This is a genomic window from Streptomyces sp. NPDC012888 (assembly GCF_042900645.1).
Lineage (GTDB): Bacteria > Actinomycetota > Actinomycetes > Streptomycetales > Streptomycetaceae > Streptomyces.
Window position 1 is genome coordinate 263773 of record NZ_JBIBBM010000003.1, and the last position, 16951, is coordinate 280723.

A 16951-nucleotide genomic window follows, 5' to 3' on the forward strand; every position below is an offset into this window, starting at 1 on the left:
GATCGTGGGGGAGTGCCGCGGACCGGGCGCCCGCGGCCGCGCCGCCCCGGCCCGTACGGCTCCGGACCGGGCCGGCCGGTGGTGCCGGCCGCGGGTGGGGGGAGCGGTGCGCACGGCGCCGGTGCGCGGGGGAGCCGGGGAAAGCGGGCCTGCGGGGGAGCATGCGGAGCCCCGGGCGGGCCGGTCAAAAGGCTCCCGGGGGCTACGTCAAGTCCCCGTTCGAGCCTGGAATCGCCCGTGTTCGACCGGTCCAGGTTGAGCTGACAGAGTCACCCGACCACGGCTGCGGCCCGGCCGGGAGCGGGCCCAGGATGAGTCGTGCGGAAGCCGGGGCACCGTCTCCCCCGCGGTGTTCCCGGCTCCTCCGCACCCCCGCAAGGGGGCGCTCGGGCACCACCCGTGCCGAAGCCGGCGCGGACGGCCGGCGAACCCGCCGCACCGCCGCCCGCATCCGGGGGAACGGCAGGACTCCCGCGTCCACCGCGGAACCCGCCGTCCGACCGCACGCGACTGAAAGGCGAACAGGTCCCCCATGCCTAACCACAGTGAAAAAGGCGCGGCGCAGGCCCCCTTCGCCGCCACAGTGATCATGATGTCGGTGGCCGCGCTCCTCGTCGTCGGCCAGACCTTCATCACCATCCCGCTCATGCCGGAACTCGGCAGGGCGTGGGAGGTGCCGACGAAGTCGGCGGCCTGGGCCACCACGGCCTTCGCCATCGCCTACGCGTGCGGTTCGCTGGTCAGCGGCCCCCTCTCCAACCGGTACGGCCGGCGCACCGTCATGTCCGGCTCCATGGCCGCCATGGCGGTCGCCACCGCCCTGGTCCCGCTGGCCGACGGTCTCGGAACGGCGTCCGCGCTGCGCGCCCTGCAAGGCGCCATGGCCGGCTCGTTCGTCCCCATGTCGTACGCCTACCTCGGCGAACGGCTGCCCAAGGAACGGCTCCCGCTGGCCCTGACCACGGTCAACTGCGCCGCCGGCGCCACCGTGGTCGTCGGCCAGGTCGAGGGCCAGCTCATCGGCACGGCCCTCGGCTGGCGCTGGGTCTTCCTGATCTCCGCGCCGCTGCTCGCCCTCGCCGCGCTGGCCGCCTGGAAGATCATGCTTCCGGACCCGGTCCGCACGGCCGACACCCCCAAGCCCGCCGTCTCCAACGGCGTCCTGGCCTCGGCCGCCCTGCTCCCGCTCTTCGCGATCACCCTGGCGCTGGTCGGCAGCCTCACCGCCGTCTACACCGCGGTCCAGCTCAACGGCCCCGCCGAGCTGGTAGGCGACCCGGAGGCGATGCTCTGGCTGCGCGCCAGCGCCCTGCCCGCCATGGTCATCGCCGTACTGATCGCCTCCGTCCTCGGGCGGATCCCGGCCCTGCGCCGGGCCTCCTTCTCGCTGGCCTTCGCCGGGGTGGCCCTGGCCGCCGCCGCGCTGACCGGCGACAGCACCGTCCTGCTCGGCGTCACCCTGTTCCTGTTCGTGCTCGGCATCTCCACCGTCGGCCCGGCCGTGGTGCAGGCCATCGGCGACAGCGCGGGCCCCTCCCGCGCCACCGCCATCGCCGTGTACGGCTTCGTGCTCAACCTCGGCTCCGGGGTGGGCGCCCAACTTCCCCTGGCGATCAGCGACTTCACCGCCATGGTGCTCACCGTCGCCGCCGCCCTCGGCATCGGCATCCTGCTGGTCGCCATGGCGGCCCGGGCCGCCGCCGGACGGACGGCCGCCACCCCGGCGCCCGTCCCGGCACCCGCCGCAGCCCCCTCGCCCGCGTACTCCGATGAGAGGTGAACCCATGACCAGCCCCCAGTCCGCCACCGCGCCCGCGGGAGACGACACCGGGGTGGACACCGACAAGGCCCAGTGGCAGACCGCGGACCTCGACCTGTCCGCCTACCTGGACCGGATCGGCTACGACGGGCCGCGCACCGCCACCCTGGACACCCTGCGCGCCGTCCACCGGGCCCACATGTCCACCCTCTCCTTCACCAACCTCGACCTCTTCCTGGGCCGCGGCAACGACCTGGAGATGCGCAACCTGGCCGACCGGATCGTCGGCGCCCGCCGCGGCGGCTACTGCTTCGAGCAGAACCTGCTCCTGGCCGCCGCCCTGGAAGGCCTCGGCTTCTCCGTCGACCGGCAGCTGGCCCGCGTCCGCCGCGGCAGCACCAAGGTCCGGGCCCGCACCCACGCGGTCCTGCTCGTCGAGAGCGACGGCCGGCGCTGGCTCGCCGACGTCGGGTTCGGCGACGAAGGCCTGATCGAGCCCATCCCGTTCGAGGACGGCGCCGAACTGACCGTGGGGGAGTGGACCTGGCGGGTCGACCTCGACGGCGACGAGTGGGTGCTGCGTTCCCGGCACCCCGACCGCTGGTTCGACGTCTACTCCCTGCGCCTGGAGCACCACTTCCGGGCCGACTTCGACGAGGCCAACCACTTCACGGCCACGTACCCGCTGTCCACCTTCGTCGGCAGGCTGATCGCCCAGCGCGGAGACGACCGCATCCGCCAGACCCTGCTCAACCGGGAGCTGACCACGCAGTACCCCGACGGCCGCCGCGAGACCAGGGAGCTCTCGGACGCGGAGGTCGTCACGGCACTGCGGGACGTCTTCCACCTCGGTGTGACCGGTGAGGACGAGGCGCCGCTGCGCGCCGCCCTGGACGCCGCGCGCCCGCGCCGCTCCTGACCCCGGCCGCCGCCGGCGGCCCCGTCCTCGCCCCTTCCCCCCACACCCCCTCCTCTTGCCCTACTTCCACTTCCACGTTCAGGAGACTTCCGATGTTCCGAATCCCGGCACCCAGGAACGGCCTGTACCTCGGGTCGGTCCCGCAGGAGGCGGCGGCTGCCCACCCGGACACCCCGATCACGCTGGACCACGACCTCCAGGCCCTGCCCGAGGCCGGCCGGCGCTTCACGGTCACCCAGCTCGCCGACTACGTGGACGACATGGCCGCCCGGCTGTGGGCCGCCGGCGTGCGCCCGAGCGAGAACGTGGCCCTCTACAAGGCCCACAACTTCGACATCTACATCCTGGCCTCCGCCGCCGCCCGAATAGGCGCCGTGCCCGCCCTGCTGTCGCCCGCCCTCGACGGCGACACCGTCGCCGCGCTGCTCCAGCGCCTGGACGGGGCCAACCTGATCACGGACGCGGAGAAGCTCGGCAAGGAGCTGTCCGGCCTGGACATCGCCAGGAAGGCCGCCCGGGTCATCTCCGTGGACGACGCGGGCGAAGAGACGGTCAACCTCGCCGACCTGGCCGGCTCCCCCCGCCGGGACCCGGTCAAGATGGACCTCGACCACCCCGCCCTGATGACCCACACCTCGGGCACCACCGGCATCCCCAAGCTGGTGGTCCACACCGCCCGCTCGCTGCGCGGCCGGCTCCGCCCGCAGGAGAAGCTCGCCTCGCTGATCCGCACCCGCGAGACCTACGCGGTCCACGTCTCGTACGTGCACTCGCGGATGTACATGGCGCTCGCGGTGGTCCTGCCCAAGGGAATGCCGACCGTCGTCATGAACGACGGTGAGCCGGACAAGGTCGCCGACCTGTTCGTCAAGCACCGCCCGGGCTTCCTGGAGACCCACCCGAACTCCTTCATGGAGTGGGAGGAGCTCGCCGACGACCCGCGCGGCCCGCTGGCGAACGTCAAGTACTTCAGCGGCACCTTCGACGCGATCCACCCGCCCACCATGCAGAAGCTCCTGCACGCCTCCCGCCGCAACAAGGCCCTGTTCTTCCAGTTCTACGGGCAGAGCGAGTGCGGCCCGCTGGTCGGCCGCTGGTACACCAAGAAGAACGTGCACAAGGCCGACGGCCGCTGCCTGGGCTACACCATCCCCGGCATGACCCGCCTGCGCGTGGTCAGCCGCGACGGCCGGCGCTCCACGAAGGAGAGCCCCGGCTTCATCGAGGTGCAGAGCGACGGCCGCGCCGTGAACTACTACAAGGAGGAGGAGCGGTACGCCCACGAGTGCGACGGCACCTGGTGGCGCACCGGCGACGTCGGCTACCGCACCGCCCGCGGCTGCGTGCACCTCCTCGACCGCGAGGTCGACGTGATCCCCGGCATCACCTCCACCCTGGAGGTCGAGGACACCGTCCTCGGCCGCCTCGAGGAGCTCGCCGAGCTGGTCGTCGTCCCCGGCGCCCACAACGAGCCGGTGCCGGTGGTGTGCACCAAGGGCAACGTGCCGCTGGACCCGGACCGCTGGCGGCGGGCCGTCAAGGACTACCCGCAGCTGGCCGAGCCCGTCCAGATGCCGCTGAGCGAGCTGCCGCGCACCGCGACGATGAAGGTCCAGCGCATCGAGCTCGCCCGCCGCCTCCGCGTCAGCGTGGAGAACGCGTCGTGACCGCCCAGAACAACAAGCGCAAGCCCGCCGCCCGGGGCCCCCAGCCGGCCCCGGGTGCCCCGGCAACCCCGGCGGCTCCGGCGGCCGGGGGGCAGGGGCGGGTCCTCGGTCCGGCCGGGGCCCGGCTCGACACCCGGCCGAAGCCGGCCCTCGCCGACGTGGACGTGCTCGTCGTCGGCGGTGGCCCGACGGGCATGATGGCCGCCTGCGAGCTGCTCCGCCGCGGCGTCCGGGTCCGCGTCATCGACCGCGCCCCCGCCCCCATGGAGGTGCCCAAGGCGCTGTCGCTGTGGCCCCGGGCCGTGGACCTGCTCGACGACCTCGGCGTCGGCGACGGCCTGCGGGAGGCGTCCGTCCGGGTGGACGCGTTCAGCTACTTCTCGGACCGCCGCCCGCTCGCGACCTTCCCGATCCCGGCCGAGTACGCGGCGCGCAACCTGCCGCAGTACGAGACCGAGCGGCTGCTCGCCGAGCGGCTACACAGCCTGGGCGGAAAGGTGGAGCGCGACGTCCGCCTGCTCGCCGTGGACGACGTCGACTACTCGGGCGACATCGACGCCACCGACGGCGTGACGGTCGTACTGGAGCACGGCGACGGCGTCCTGGAGCGGACCCGCGTGCCGTTCCTCGTCGGCGCCGACGGCGCGGGCAGCTCGGTCCGCGGCCAGCTGGGCACCGGGTTCGAGGGCGCCACCTACGAGATGGCCTTCGCGCTGGTCGACGCCAGGATCGAGGGCGAGCTCCCGGGCGACGAGATCCTCTACTACCAGGCGCCGTCCGGCACCCTGGTCATCGTCCCCATGCCCGACGACGTCTTCCGGTTCCTCAGCGTGATGCCGGCCGGCGGCCAGGGCGTCGGGCTCGCGATGATGCAGAAGCTCGTCGACGAGCGCGGCCCCCGCGGCATCCGGCTGAAGGAAGCCGTCTGGGAGACCGTCTTCCGGGTCCACGCCCGCCACGCCGCCGACTTCCAGCGCGGCCGGATCTTCCTCATGGGAGACGCGGCGCACGTGCACAGCCCGGCCGGCGGCCAGGGCATGAACAACGGCCTCCAGGACGCCCACAACCTGGCCTGGAAGCTGGCCGCGGTGATCAAGGGCCACTCGCCCTCCTCGCTGCTGCTCGGCTACGGCCCGGAACGCGCCCACATCACCCGCCGCATCGTCCGGGACACCGACGTGCAGACCCGGGCGTGGATGGCCGACGGACCGCTGAAGGTGAAGACGCGGGACGCCATGTTCCGCCTCTTCGAACGCACCGGCGCCATCACCCGGTACTACACGCCCGTCCTCGCCGGCCGCCGGCTCGCCTACGAGCCGGTGCGCAGGACCCAGCTGCCCGCCCGCGGCTCGCGCTGCGCGCTGCACCGCAAGGTGCCGGGCGGCGGCCTGCGGGTCGGCGCGGTCTTCCCCCGGGAGATCGCCCTGGCCCAGGGGATCGCCGGCCCGGCCGCCGACCCGATGGCCTGGACGATCGCCGTGGTGCCGCCGGCCCAGCGGGCGGCAGCCGCCGCCTGGACGGCTGAGGTCCGCCACATCGCCGGACGGTACCCGCAGGCACGGGTGCTCCCGATCAGCCGGAACGAGCTCCTCCGCCGCGGGGGGTGCCGGCAGGCGCACTACTACCTGGTCCGGCCGGACGGTCACATCGCGGCGCACGGGCACGAGCAGGACCTGGACCGGCTGGAGAGCGAGCTCCGCGAAGTGCTCGTCCCCCGCGCCTGATCCACGGCCCCGCACGACATGCACGACCCGCACGACATGCACGACCCGTACGACCCGCACGACCCGTACGACCGACCGCGCCCGGCAGGCCCCCACGGGCCTGCCGGGCGGTGTCATCTGCACCGACCCGCTCCGACTCACCCCTCAGCACCCCCTCTCACGAAGGAGAACCCATGGGCAGCGCCGTGACGGTGGCCGTCGCCTACCACTCCGGCTACGGCCACACCAAGGTCCTCGCCGACGCCGTCGGCCAGGGCGTCACCGAGGCCGGGGCCACGGCCGTGCTGGTCCCGGTGGACACCATCACCGAGGAGCAGTGGGCGGCACTGGACGCCGCCGACGCCATCGTGTTCGGCGCGCCCACCTACATGGGCAGCGCCTCCTCCGCCTTCCACGTCTTCGCCGAGTCCACCTCCGGCCGCTGGGCCAAGCGCGCCTGGCAGGACAAGGTGGCCGCCGGATTCACCAACTCCGGTGCCAAGAACGGCGACAAGCTGCACACCCTCCAGTACTTCGCGATCCTCGCCGCCCAGCACGGCATGCACTGGGTCAACCTGGACCTCGTGCCCGGCTGGAACTCCAGCACCGGGGCCGAGACCGACCTGAACCGCCTGGGCATAGCCCTGGGCGCCGGCGCCCAGACCGACATCGACCTCGGCGCGGACGGGGTGTCCAAGGCGGACGCCGAGACCGCCCACCACCTCGGCTTCCGGGTGGCCGGCGTCGCCGCCGTGTTCGCCTCCGCGGGAGCCCCCGCGTGAAGGCCGACGAGACCCCCACCCGTGAACACGTCCGCGCCAAGCAGCACTTCACCGCCCGGGTGACCGCGGACGCCGCCGACGGCTGGCCGGTGCAGGCCGGCCGGTACCGGCTGGTCATCAACCGGGGCTGCCCGTGGGCGCACCGCGTGGTGCTGGCCCGCCAGCTGCTCGGCCTCGGCCGGGCCGTGAGCCTCGCCGAGACGGACCCGGTGCGCGAGCTCATCGACGGCGACTTCCACTGGGTGTTCTCCGAGGAGACCGGCAGCCCCGGCGGCGTCGACCCGGTCCTGGGCATCCACGCGCTGCGCGAGGCCTACCTGGCCGCGGACCCCGCCTACACGGGCGGGGTGAGCGTGCCCGCACTGGTCGACGTCCGCACCGGCGGGCTGGTCAGCAACGACTACGACGGCCTGCTGACGGACTTCGCCACCGAATGGCGGCCGCTGCACGCCGACGACGCCCCCGACCTGTACCCGGAGGCACTGCGCGAGGAGATCGCGCAGGTCTCCGAGGAACTGCACCTCGACGTCAACGACGGCGTCTACAAGGCCGGGTTCGCGCCCTCGCAGGAGAGCTACGACGGTGCCGTCGCCCGGCTGTTCGCCCGCCTCGACCGGATCGAGGAGCGGCTGTCCGGACGGCGTTACCTGGTGGGCGACCACCTCACCGTGGCGGACCTGCGGCTGTGGCCGACGCTCATCCGCTTCGACCCGGTCTACCACGGGCTGTTCAAGTGCAACGTCCGCCGGATCAGGGACTACCCGGCGCTGTGGGGCTACACCCGCGACCTCTACCAGACCCCCGGCTTCGCCGAGACGGTCAACTTTGCCCAGATCAAGCGGAGTTACTACTACGGCATCCCGGGCATCAACCCGACCCGGATCGTCCCGGCCGGCCCGGACGAGTCCGAGCTGCTCACCCCGCACGACCGCGCCCTCCTCGGCGGCACCCCCTTCCGCACCCGCGTCGCCTGAACGCGCGCACGACGAGACGGGCCCGGCACCTGCCAAGGTGCCGGGCCCGTCCGGTCTTCCCCTGCCGGACCGCGGAACACGCGGAACACGGGGGACGCGGGGGGACACGGGGGACCACGGGGGCCCCGGGAGACGCCTTCGTCTCCCGGGGCCCCGCGCGGAAAGGAGGGTCCTACTTCTCGATGACCGTCTTGATCCGGGCCAGCGTGGCCGCGACGTCGTCGCCCAGCTTGGCGTTCCACTGCGAGACGAACCGCAGGCGGTCCTCCTCGGACAGACCGCGGATGATCTTCGCCAGGCCCTCGGTCAGCCGGCCCAGCCGGTAGTGGTGGACCAGCAGGCTGCCGCCCTCGGTCGGCTCGACGGAGAAGGTCCAGACGCTGTCCTGGCGCTCGCCGGCGCTGTTGAGGATCACCCAGCGGAACAGCCGGCCCGGCTCGGCCTCGATGACCTCGGACTCGGTGGTCCACGGCCCGCGGATGACCGGCGCCCAGGCCACCACGTCGGTGCCGCGCACGTTGTCTCCGCGGAAGATCGAGCCGACCTGGCCCGGCTCACCCTTGATCCAGGTGCCGCCGGTGCACTCGGGGCTCCACTCGCCGCTGCGCCCCAGGTCGCTGACGGTGTCGTAGACGACCTGCGGGTCGGCGTTGACCACGATCTCGGCGCGCGCCTCGAACGTGGTGGCGTCGCTCTCGAAGTCGAAGGAAGTGCTGGTCACGGAAGTTCCTCTCAGGATATGTCGGTACGCAGGACGACCCGCTTGCCGTGCAGCTCGCCGCGCTCCATGCGGCGGTGCGCCTCGGCGGCCTCGCTCAGCGGAAGGGTCTCGATGGCGCGGGGCCGCAACTGCTTGGCGGCGAGCAGGCGGTTGATGGACGACGCGGCGTGCGCCAGCTCGACGGTGGTGGCGTGCGAGATCACGAACCCGAGGATCGAGGCGTCCTTCATGAAGAAGGGGCCCGCGGGGAGGACGGGCCGGGAACGCACGCCCGCCAGCAGGACGATCCGCCCGCGCGGGGCCAGCACGTCGACGGCGGCGGTCAGGTCGTGATCACCGAAGGTGTCGATGTGCAGGTTGACGCCCTCGGGGGCGAACTGCCGGATGGCGGCGGCCCGGTCGGGGTCGTCGTAGGCGAACACGGCGCTGGCGCCGAGGGAACGGACGTAGTCGATGTCCCGGGCGCTGCAGGTGGCGACCACCCGGGCCCCGGCGTCGACCGCCATGACCACGGCGGCGCTGCCGACGTTCCCGCCGGCACCGGCGATCAGCACGGTCTCGCCGGGCTGCACGCGGCCGTGGGTGAACAGCGCGAGGTGCGCCGTACCGGCCGGGTGGGCCACGGCGACGGCGTCGGCCACGTCCACCCCGTCGGGCAGGTGGTACAGCCGGTCGACCGGCACGACTGCCTGCTCGGCGGCGGCCCCCTGACGGCCCTCGTGGCCGAGACTGTTCGACCACACCAGGTCCCCCGGCTTGAACCCGAGGGCCCCCGGCCCGGCCTCCACCACGGTGCCGACGACGTCACGGCTGACGACGAACGGGAACGGGGTCTCGGTCCGGAACACGCCGGAGCGCACGAAAGTGTCGACCGGGTTGACCGTGGTGGCGATGACGTCCACCAGTACATCGGTCGGCCCGGGGACGGGACTGGGCAGCTCTCCGAACTTCATGCCGTCCGGTGAGCCGAGTTCTTCGATGTAAGCAGCTCGCATGCGCCAGATGTATCGCGCGGGCGCACCCCCGCCCCAGGACGCCCACCGCTCTTCGTCAGGTGACGCGCTCTGTGTCAGGTACGGAACGAAGAGTGCCCCCGGCAGGACTCGAACCTGCGGCCAAGTGCTTAGAAGGCACCTGCTCTATCCACTGAGCTACGGGGGCCGGAAGGTGACCGCGAGCCGGGTCAAGGATAGGGCTCCGCTCGCCTTGTCCCGGTTGCTTCACTCGCGTGCCACGATGTGGAGGTTCCGTGAAGCGGTCCCGATAATCGCAGGCAGGTGCGATTCTCGCACCGCTTTTACGCCACCGGGCCCCGCATGTTGTGCACTCGTTATGCCTGTGCCCTGGTCGTCCCTTCTGTACCCGGTGCCGTATCGGAGTGGCGATCGGCGCGCGCAGGGTCTATAAGCTTCAAAAATTGTCACAAATTGGGCATTCTTCGCATGTGGTGACCTTGGATGTTCGGCCTCAGCTGCTCGATGCCCTCTCCGCCCTGCGCGACCGGGTCGCCTCCGTGCGTCTGCCGCTGCCCCTGCCCGGTGCCCCCCGCGCCCGCCAGACCAGAGCCGAGCTGCTCGCGCAGCTCGACGACTACCTGGTGCCGAGGCTGAAGTCCCCGGAGGCGCCGCTCCTCGCCGTCATCGGGGGCTCCACCGGCGCCGGCAAGTCCACCCTGGTCAACTCGCTGGTGGGCCGGCAGGTCAGTGAGGCGGGGGTGCTGCGCCCCACCACCCGGACGCCCGTGCTCGTCTGCCATCCGGACGACCACCACTGGTTCGCCGGCATGCGCGTACTGCCCGACCTGATGCGGGTCTGGGCCCCCAAGGGCGAGGACGACGCCCGGCCCGCCGGACGCACCGGCCGGCGGCCCGGCGCGGGCGGGCCCCCCGGCGGCCACGGCGCGCACACCCGCGAGCTGCGCATCGAGACCGTGGGCACCCTGCCCCGCGGCCTCGCCCTGCTCGACGCACCCGACATCGACTCCCTGGTGGTCGAGAACCGCAGCCTCGCCGCCGAACTCATCTGCGCCGCCGACGTCTGGGTCATGGTCACCACCGCCTCCCGCTACGCCGACGCGGTGCCCTGGCACCTGCTGCGCACCGCCAAGGAGTACAAGGCCACCCTGATCATCGTCCTCGACCGGGTCCCGCACCAGGTGCTCGCCGAGGTGTCCCGACAGTACGGCGCCCTCCTCACCCGCGCCGGACTGGGTGACGTCCCCCGCTTCACCGTGCCCGAGCTGCCGGAATCGGCCGGCGGCGGCGGACTGCTGCCCGCCAGCGCCGTCGCCCCGCTGGCCGCCTGGCTGCTCCACCACGCCCAGGACCCCGCCGCCCGGCAGCAGGCGGTCGGCCGTACCGCCGTCGGCGTGCTCGACTCGCTCCGCAGCCGGATGCCCGAGCTGGCCTCCGCCGTCGCCGCCCAGCACGCCGCCGCCGTCCGGCTCACCGGCGCGGTCGAGGACGCGTACCGCAAGGAGGGCAAGCGGGTCCGCACCCGGCTCGACCAGGGCGCCGTGCTCGCCGGGGACGCCCTCACCCGCTACCGCGGCTTCCCGCTGGACACCACCGCCGACGAGCTCCTCGACTCGCTCGCCGAGAGCCTCACCGCCCTCATCCAGTGCGCCGTCGCCGCCGCCGACGAACGGATCGCCGCGGCCTGGCGCCGGGAGCCCGCCGCCCGGGCCGTCCCGCTGCCCGCCCCCGACCGGGAGGCCGGCGAACGCATCGGCCTGGCCGTACGCCGATGGCGGCGGGTCCTGGAGGAACTCGCCGAGGAGGAGGTCGCCAAGCTGGACCGCCAGCCACCACCCGACCCGGACGGCATCGCCGCCATGCTCGTCGCCGTCCTGCTGGGCGGCAGACGGGCCCGGGCCGCGGGCGAGAAGCTCGCCGAACGCATGGGGGCCCAGGCCGCCCTCCGCCTGCGCGACCGCGGCGGCGAACTCGTCGGCGAGCACCTCGACGCCGTCCTGCGGGCCGAGCGCGACCGCCGGCTCGCCCCGCTCGACGCGCTGGAGGTCAGCGTGGAACCGCAGGCGGAACTGATCGCCGCGCTGTCCGTACTGCAGAAGGAGAGGTGACCTTCGTGACCGCCCTGACCGACCGCACCGACGATCGATGGGACGACGGGCTGATCGCGCGCCGCGTCGCCGAAGCGGATGAGCTGGACGCGGACGACGACGGCGCCGACGACGCACTCGTACGGGCGGTCTCCGGCGCCGGCGCCGACGGCGGGAAGACCCCGCCGCCGGCCCCCATGAGCCCCGAGGGGCGGGCCCTGCGCACCCGCCTCGACGCCCTGCGCCAGCTCGTCGGCCTCTCCCGGACCCGGCTCGACGGCCTGACCCTCGCCGAAGCCGGCCGGGTCCTCGACGAGGCCGCCGCCCGCCGCGGACTCTCCTCCCACCACACCGTCGTCGCCATCGCCGGAGCCACCGGAAGCGGCAAGTCCACGCTGTTCAACGCACTCGCCGGAGTGCAGATCTCGGAAACCGGACTGCGCCGCCCCACCACCGCCGCGCCCATCGCCTGCAGCTGGACCGACGGCGCCGCGGGCCTCCTGGACCGGCTGGAGATCCCCGGACGGCTGCGCCGCCGCCCCCGCGAGACCGCCGACGCCGACCAGCTCCAGGGCCTGGTCCTGGTGGACCTGCCCGACCTCGACTCGGCCGTCGGCGCCCACCGCGAACACGTGGACCGGGTCCTCGCCCTCGTCGACGCGGTGATCTGGGTGGTCGACCCGGAGAAGTACGCCGACGCCGTACTCCACGAGCGCTACCTGCGGCCCCTCGCCGGACACGCCGAGATCACCTTCGTCGTCCTCAACCAGATCGACCGGCTGCCCGGCGAGGCCGCCGACCAGGTCCTCGACGACCTCCGCCGGCTGCTCGACGAGGACGGCATGGCCCTCGGCGAACACGGCGAGCCCGGCGCCACCGTCCTCGCCCTCTCCGCCCTCACCGGCGAAGGCGTCGGGGAGCTCCGCGAACTGATCGGCCAGTTCACCCAGGAACGGGGCGCCGCCACCCGCCGCATCTCCGCCGACGTCGACCGCGCCGCCGCCCGGCTGCGCCCCCTGTACGTCGCCGACGGCCACGCCGCCTTCGCCCCGGAGATCAGCGAGACCGCCCGCGCCGAGTTCGAGGACCGGCTCGCCGAGGCCGTCGGCGCCTACGCGGCCGGCCTGGCCGCCGAACGCTCCTGGCGGCGCAACGCCGGCAAGGCCTGCGGCACCCCCTGGCTGCGGCTGTGGCGCTGGTACGAGAACCGGCGCGCCCCGCACCGGCTGAGCGGACTGGCCGCGCTGGCCGCGATCGGCGGCCGCTCCTACGGCGCGGAGCCGGAACCGCCGCCCGAGCAGGAGGTCACCGCCCGGCAGCGGGTCGAGCAGGCCGTGCGCAGCGTCGCCGACGAGGCCGCGGCCGGACTGCCCGAACCCTGGGCCCAGGCCGTCCGGGAGACCGCCGTACGCGGTGCGGAACACCTGCCCGAGGCGCTGGACGAGCTCGCCGCCACCGTCGGCGTGCCCGCCGGCAAGCCGCCCCGGCCCGCCTGGTGGCCCGCCGCGGTGCTCGCCCAGGCCGCGATGACGCTGCTGCAGATCTTCGGCGGGCTCTGGCTGGTCGGGCAGATCGCCGGGGTGCTGGAACCCGGCCTGCTGCCGCCCGTACTGCTGATGGTCGCGGGCATCGTGGGCGGCCCGCTGGTCGAATGGGCCTGCTCCATGGCCGCCCGCGGACCCGCCCGCCGGTACGGGCAGGACGCCGAACGCCGCCTCCGCCAGGCCGCCGCAGGCTGCGGCCGGGCCCGCGTCCTGGAGCCGGTGGCCGCCGAACTGCTGCGCTACCGCGAGGTCAGGGAGCAGTACGCGACGGTCGCCACCCAGGGGCACCGGCTGCACAGGTTGTCCACAACCCGCCAGTAGTCCACAGGGCGGGACGGCACGACCCTCCTCGGTCGCACGATGGCAGCACGCGGGACACGACCGCGCGCACCGACGCCGACGACCGACGACCGAGGGGGATGACGGCATTGAACGAGACCCTGGTGACCCTGGTAGGCCACGTGGCCACCCAGGTCGACTACCGCGACACACCGACCGGACCTTCAGCGAGATTCCGCTTCGCGGTCACGCCGCGCTTCCTCGACCGCCGCAACGACGCCTGGACCGACGGCCCCACCAGCTTCTACACCGTCTGGGCGCGGCGCACCCTCGCCACCAACCTGGCGGGCTCGGTCGCGATCGGCGAACCCCTGATGGTGCACGGTCGGCTGCGCGTCCGGGACGAGGAGAGAGAGGGCCGCAAGTGGTTCTCGGCCGATGTGGAGGCGGTCGCCATCGGCCACGACCTCAACCGGGGCACCGCCGCCTTCCGCCGGGTGGTCAAGGCCGACCCGCTGCTGACGCCAGCTCAGAAGGTGGCGGTGGTCTAGGTGTTCGAGACCGCTAGGATTCCCCGGTACTCACGGGCACCTGGGTCGCTGGCCCGAAGGGGAAGACTGTGTCTATTGCCGTTCCCGCATGTTCCGTTTCCGTCGGCGTACGGCGGCCACTGGCCGTCGCGCTGCTCGCCGCCGCCCTCACCGCCGCGCCCGGCACCGCGCGCGCCGCACATACCGACGGGCCCGCCCCGGCCCGGCCGCCGGAGGGCGTGAGCGCCGTGCTGGACGGGCTGCGGACCTACGGCCAGGCGGTGCTGCGCGGCAGCGACGGCGCCGTCCGGCACATCCCGGCAGGCCTGTACGAGATGCGGGTCGAGGGGGGCGGGACGCTCCAGACCTACGGCGTGGGGCTGGCCGGGTTCGCCCAGCCGCAGGAGCGGTACACCGAGACCGCGTGGAGCGGCAGCCCGCTCGACGGCAACGGGCAGGCGGGCCGGATCCGCTGGGTGCTGGAGCACTCGTACCCCCAATTGAATGATCTTGCCGGGCTGGCGGAGGCCGCCGGGGCCGGGGCGCTCACCGCGGACAGCGCCGCGGCCGGAACCCAGGTCGCGATCTGGCGGCTCGCCGACGGGGCGACCGTGGAGGCCGCCGACCCGGCCGCCGAGAAGCTCGCCGACTACCTCCAGCGGGCCGCCCTCCGGCTGCCCGAACCGCCCGCCTCGCTCGGCCTCCACCCGGCCGAGGTCTCCGGTCCGGCCGGCACCCGGATCGGCCCGGTCACCGTCCGCACCCGGGCCCAGCACGTCACCGTCACGCCCGACGCCGAGGCGGTCCGGATGGGCGTACGGGTGCTCGGCGCCGACGGCATGCCCGTCACCACCGCGGTCAACGGCACCCGGCTGTACTTCGAGGTGCCCGCGGGCACCGCCGACGGCTCGGCCACCGTGACCCTCCAGGGCGCCACCAGGGTCCCGGTCGGCCGCGTCCTGACCAGCGGCGCCCGGTCCCAGGCCCAGATCGTGGCCGGCTCCAGCGACTCCGCGACCACGGCGACCGGGCGCGTGGTGTGGCCCGCGGCGGCCCGGCTCGCGGCGCACGGCGCGCCCGGCGCGGTGATCGGCGTCCCCGGCGCGGCGACCGGCGCGGTGACCGGGGAGGACGACGGCGAGGCCGACGACCGCCTGGCGGCCAGCGGCAGCTCCGCGGCCACACCGGTGATCGCCGCCCTGGCGGTCGGCCTCGTGGTCCTGGGCGGCATGGTCGTCCTGCTGCTGCGCAAGCGACCCCTGGAAGAAGAGGAGTAGCCGCACCGCACCGCCCCCCGCCCAGGAGCGGCCCCTGGCCATCCGGCTGAGCCGCCCGGGCACCCCGTGTCACGGGCCGGGTCCGGGGTAGAGGGACGGAATGCGAGGGAACGGGAAGGTTCGAGAAGGCGTCCGGGCGGCTCGGCACGGCGGGCCGCTCACCTGGACGGGCGCCGTGGCCGGCTGGGACCGGGCGGTGTTCGACGCGGTGGCCCGGCGGCACTGGCCCGGCGGCGACCGGGTGCTGCCCAGGCTCAGCCGGGCCGCCGACCACGGGCTGCTCTGGGGCGGGATCACCGCGGGCCTGGCCCTGCTCGGCCCGCACGGCGCCCGCCGCGCGGCCCTGCGCGGCGCGGCCTCGCTGGCGCTGGCCTCCGCCACCGTCAACACCCTCGGCAAGTGGTCGGTCCGGCGGGCCCGGCCGCTGACCGCGGGCGTACCCCAGGTCCGGCTGCCCGCCCGGCAGCCCTGGACCACCTCCTTCCCCTCCGGGCACTCCGCTTCCGCGTTCGCCTACCTGACCGGCGTGACCGCGGCCGCCCCCGCCTGGGGCGCGGTGATCGCCCCGGTCGCCGCCTCGGTGGCGTTCTCCCGCGTCTACACCGGCGTCCACTACCCCACGGACGTCCTCGCGGGTGCCGCCCTGGGGGTGGCCGCCGGCCTGGTCGTACGGCGCCTCGCCCTGGACGCCCAGCAGTCCCGGGCCACCCCCGGCGACGAGGACCCCGTGGCCGCACCGGCACTGCCCGACGGGGCCGGCCTGACCGTGGTCGTCAACACCGACTCCGGCAGCGCCGCGGCCGCCGACGGGCTGCGCGCGGCCCTGCCGCGGGCCGAGGTCGTCACCTGTGGCGCGGGCGACGAACTGCCGGAGCTGATGGCCGACGCGGCGGCCCGGTCCACCGTGCTCGGGGTCTGCGGCGGCGACGGCACCGTCAACGCCGCGGCCGCCGCGGCCCTGCGCGCCGGGATCCCGCTCGCCGTCTTCCCCGGCGGCACCCTGAACCACTTCGCCGCCGACCTGGGCCTGGCCGGCCCCGAGGACACCTGCCGGGCCGTGGCCGAAGGACAGGCCGTCCGGGTCAGCGTGGGCCGCTTCACCCCCGGCCCGGGCGCGGGCTCCGGCCCGGGCTCGGCCGAGTCCGGCTACTTCCTCAACACGTTCAGCATCGGCGTCTACCCCGAGCTGCTCCGCCACCGGGTCCGCTGGGCACCCCGGATCGGCTCCGGCCCGGCCGCGCTGCTGGCCGCCTGGCGGGTGCTGCGCGCGCAGCACCCCGTACGGCTCCGGCTGGGCGGCCGGACGGTGCCGGTCTGGCTGCTCTTCGCCGGCAACGGCACCTACCACGGCTCCGGGCCCACGCCGCGCCGCCGCCTGAGCCTCGACGAACCGCACCTCGACGTCCGGCTGGTCCTCGGCGGCGGCCACCCCGGCACCCGGCTCCTCGCCGCCGCCTTCACCGGCCCCCTGACCCGCTCCCCGGCGCACCTGGCGACCCGGCTCGACGCCCTGCGCATCACCGGCATCCCGCCGGGCACGGCCCTCGCGCACGACGGCGAGTACGCCACGGCCCCGACCGACCTGGTCCTCGACAAACTCCCGGCCGCCCTGACCGTCTACCGCCCCCGCCCCTAGCCCCGCCGCGCAGCCCGCGCCTCGATCGCCGGCGGGGCCAGATTGCCCGCCCGGAGCCGGGCCGCAGGGCCGATCGAGCCCGAGCGGCGTCTGAGCGGG

General features: G+C 74.3%; 13 protein-coding genes and 1 tRNA gene. 11 read left to right on the forward strand and 3 right to left on the reverse strand.

Annotated elements, in window-relative coordinates; translation table 11 throughout:
- Positions 1–532 precede the first annotated feature (532 nt).
- From ACFY61_RS06085 to ACFY61_RS06110, 6 genes are all read left to right on the forward strand, one after another.
- Positions 533–1780 carry an MFS transporter gene (locus ACFY61_RS06085; RefSeq protein ID WP_389467551.1) on the forward strand — a complete coding sequence of 416 codons (1248 nt, stop codon included), beginning with the start codon at positions 533–535 and terminating at the stop codon, positions 1778–1780.
- A gap of 4 nt (positions 1781–1784) precedes the next feature.
- Positions 1785–2678, forward strand: a complete 894-nt coding sequence (locus tag ACFY61_RS06090; protein WP_389467553.1) for an arylamine N-acetyltransferase — start codon at positions 1785–1787, stop codon at positions 2676–2678.
- A 92-nt stretch (positions 2679–2770) separates the two neighbouring features.
- Positions 2771–4345: a class I adenylate-forming enzyme family protein gene (locus ACFY61_RS06095; RefSeq protein WP_389467556.1), complete on the forward strand. Its 1575-nt coding sequence runs from the start codon at positions 2771–2773 to the stop codon at positions 4343–4345.
- Positions 4342–6069 (forward strand): FAD-dependent monooxygenase, encoded by a 1728-nt coding sequence (locus tag ACFY61_RS06100; RefSeq protein WP_389467559.1) that lies wholly within the window; start codon positions 4342–4344, stop codon positions 6067–6069. Before ACFY61_RS06095 ends, ACFY61_RS06100 begins: the two co-directional genes overlap by 4 nt.
- A gap of 173 nt (positions 6070–6242) precedes the next feature.
- The gene (locus ACFY61_RS06105; protein WP_389467561.1) at positions 6243–6830 is read left to right on the forward strand and encodes a flavodoxin family protein; all 588 of its coding nucleotides are present in this window, start codon (positions 6243–6245) and stop codon (positions 6828–6830) included.
- Entirely contained in the window at positions 6827–7804 is a 978-nt protein-coding gene (locus ACFY61_RS06110; protein ID WP_389467562.1) for a glutathione S-transferase family protein, read from the forward strand. Before ACFY61_RS06105 ends, ACFY61_RS06110 begins: the two co-directional genes overlap by 4 nt.
- A 172-nt stretch (positions 7805–7976) precedes the next feature.
- Here ACFY61_RS06110 and ACFY61_RS06115 read toward each other — a convergent pair whose 3' ends face one another.
- The 3 genes from ACFY61_RS06115 to ACFY61_RS06125 form a co-directional block, all read right to left on the reverse strand.
- Entirely contained in the window at positions 7977–8525 is a 549-nt protein-coding gene (locus ACFY61_RS06115) for an SRPBCC family protein (protein ID WP_389467565.1), read from the reverse strand.
- A gap of 11 nt (positions 8526–8536) precedes the next feature.
- Positions 8537–9520, reverse strand: a complete 984-nt coding sequence (locus ACFY61_RS06120) for an NADPH:quinone reductase (protein ID WP_389467567.1) — start codon at positions 9518–9520, stop codon at positions 8537–8539.
- Between the two features lie 93 nt (positions 9521–9613).
- A tRNA-Arg gene (locus ACFY61_RS06125) sits at positions 9614–9686 on the reverse strand.
- A gap of 292 nt (positions 9687–9978) precedes the next feature.
- Here ACFY61_RS06125 and ACFY61_RS06130 point away from each other — a divergent pair.
- The 5 genes from ACFY61_RS06130 to ACFY61_RS06150 all read left to right on the forward strand — a co-directional run bounded on the left by ACFY61_RS06130 (position 9979) and on the right by ACFY61_RS06150 (position 16852).
- Complete coding sequence (locus tag ACFY61_RS06130; RefSeq protein WP_389467569.1) at positions 9979–11607, forward strand: dynamin family protein; 1629 nt, start codon at positions 9979–9981, stop codon at positions 11605–11607.
- Between the two features lie 5 nt (positions 11608–11612).
- Positions 11613–13451: a GTPase gene (locus ACFY61_RS06135; protein WP_389468172.1), complete on the forward strand. Its 1839-nt coding sequence runs from the start codon at positions 11613–11615 to the stop codon at positions 13449–13451.
- Positions 13452–13558: 107 nt separating this feature from the next.
- On the forward strand, positions 13559–13960 hold the full coding sequence (locus tag ACFY61_RS06140; RefSeq protein ID WP_389467572.1) for a single-stranded DNA-binding protein: 402 nt from the start codon (positions 13559–13561) through the stop codon (positions 13958–13960).
- A 68-nt stretch (positions 13961–14028) separates the two neighbouring features.
- A complete protein-coding gene (locus ACFY61_RS06145) occupies positions 14029–15216 on the forward strand; it encodes a TQXA domain-containing protein (protein ID WP_389467575.1) in 1188 nt (395 codons plus the stop codon).
- A 100-nt stretch (positions 15217–15316) separates the two neighbouring features.
- Complete coding sequence (locus tag ACFY61_RS06150; RefSeq protein ID WP_389467578.1) at positions 15317–16852, forward strand: bifunctional phosphatase PAP2/diacylglycerol kinase family protein; 1536 nt, start codon at positions 15317–15319, stop codon at positions 16850–16852.
- Positions 16853–16951 lie beyond the last annotated feature (99 nt).

Coding starts and splice junctions, on each gene's coding strand:
- ACFY61_RS06085 (WP_389467551.1), top strand. CDS start 533: ATGCCTAACCACAGTGAAAAAGGCGCGGCGCAGGCCCCCTTCGCCGCC.
- ACFY61_RS06090 (WP_389467553.1), top strand. CDS start 1,785: ATGACCAGCCCCCAGTCCGCCACCGCGCCCGCGGGAGACGACACCGGG.
- ACFY61_RS06150 (WP_389467578.1), top strand. CDS start 15,317: ATGCGAGGGAACGGGAAGGTTCGAGAAGGCGTCCGGGCGGCTCGGCAC.
- ACFY61_RS06095 (WP_389467556.1), top strand. CDS start 2,771: ATGTTCCGAATCCCGGCACCCAGGAACGGCCTGTACCTCGGGTCGGTC.
- ACFY61_RS06105 (WP_389467561.1), top strand. CDS start 6,243: ATGGGCAGCGCCGTGACGGTGGCCGTCGCCTACCACTCCGGCTACGGC.
- ACFY61_RS06120 (WP_389467567.1), bottom strand. CDS start 9,520: ATGCGAGCTGCTTACATCGAAGAACTCGGCTCACCGGACGGCATGAAG.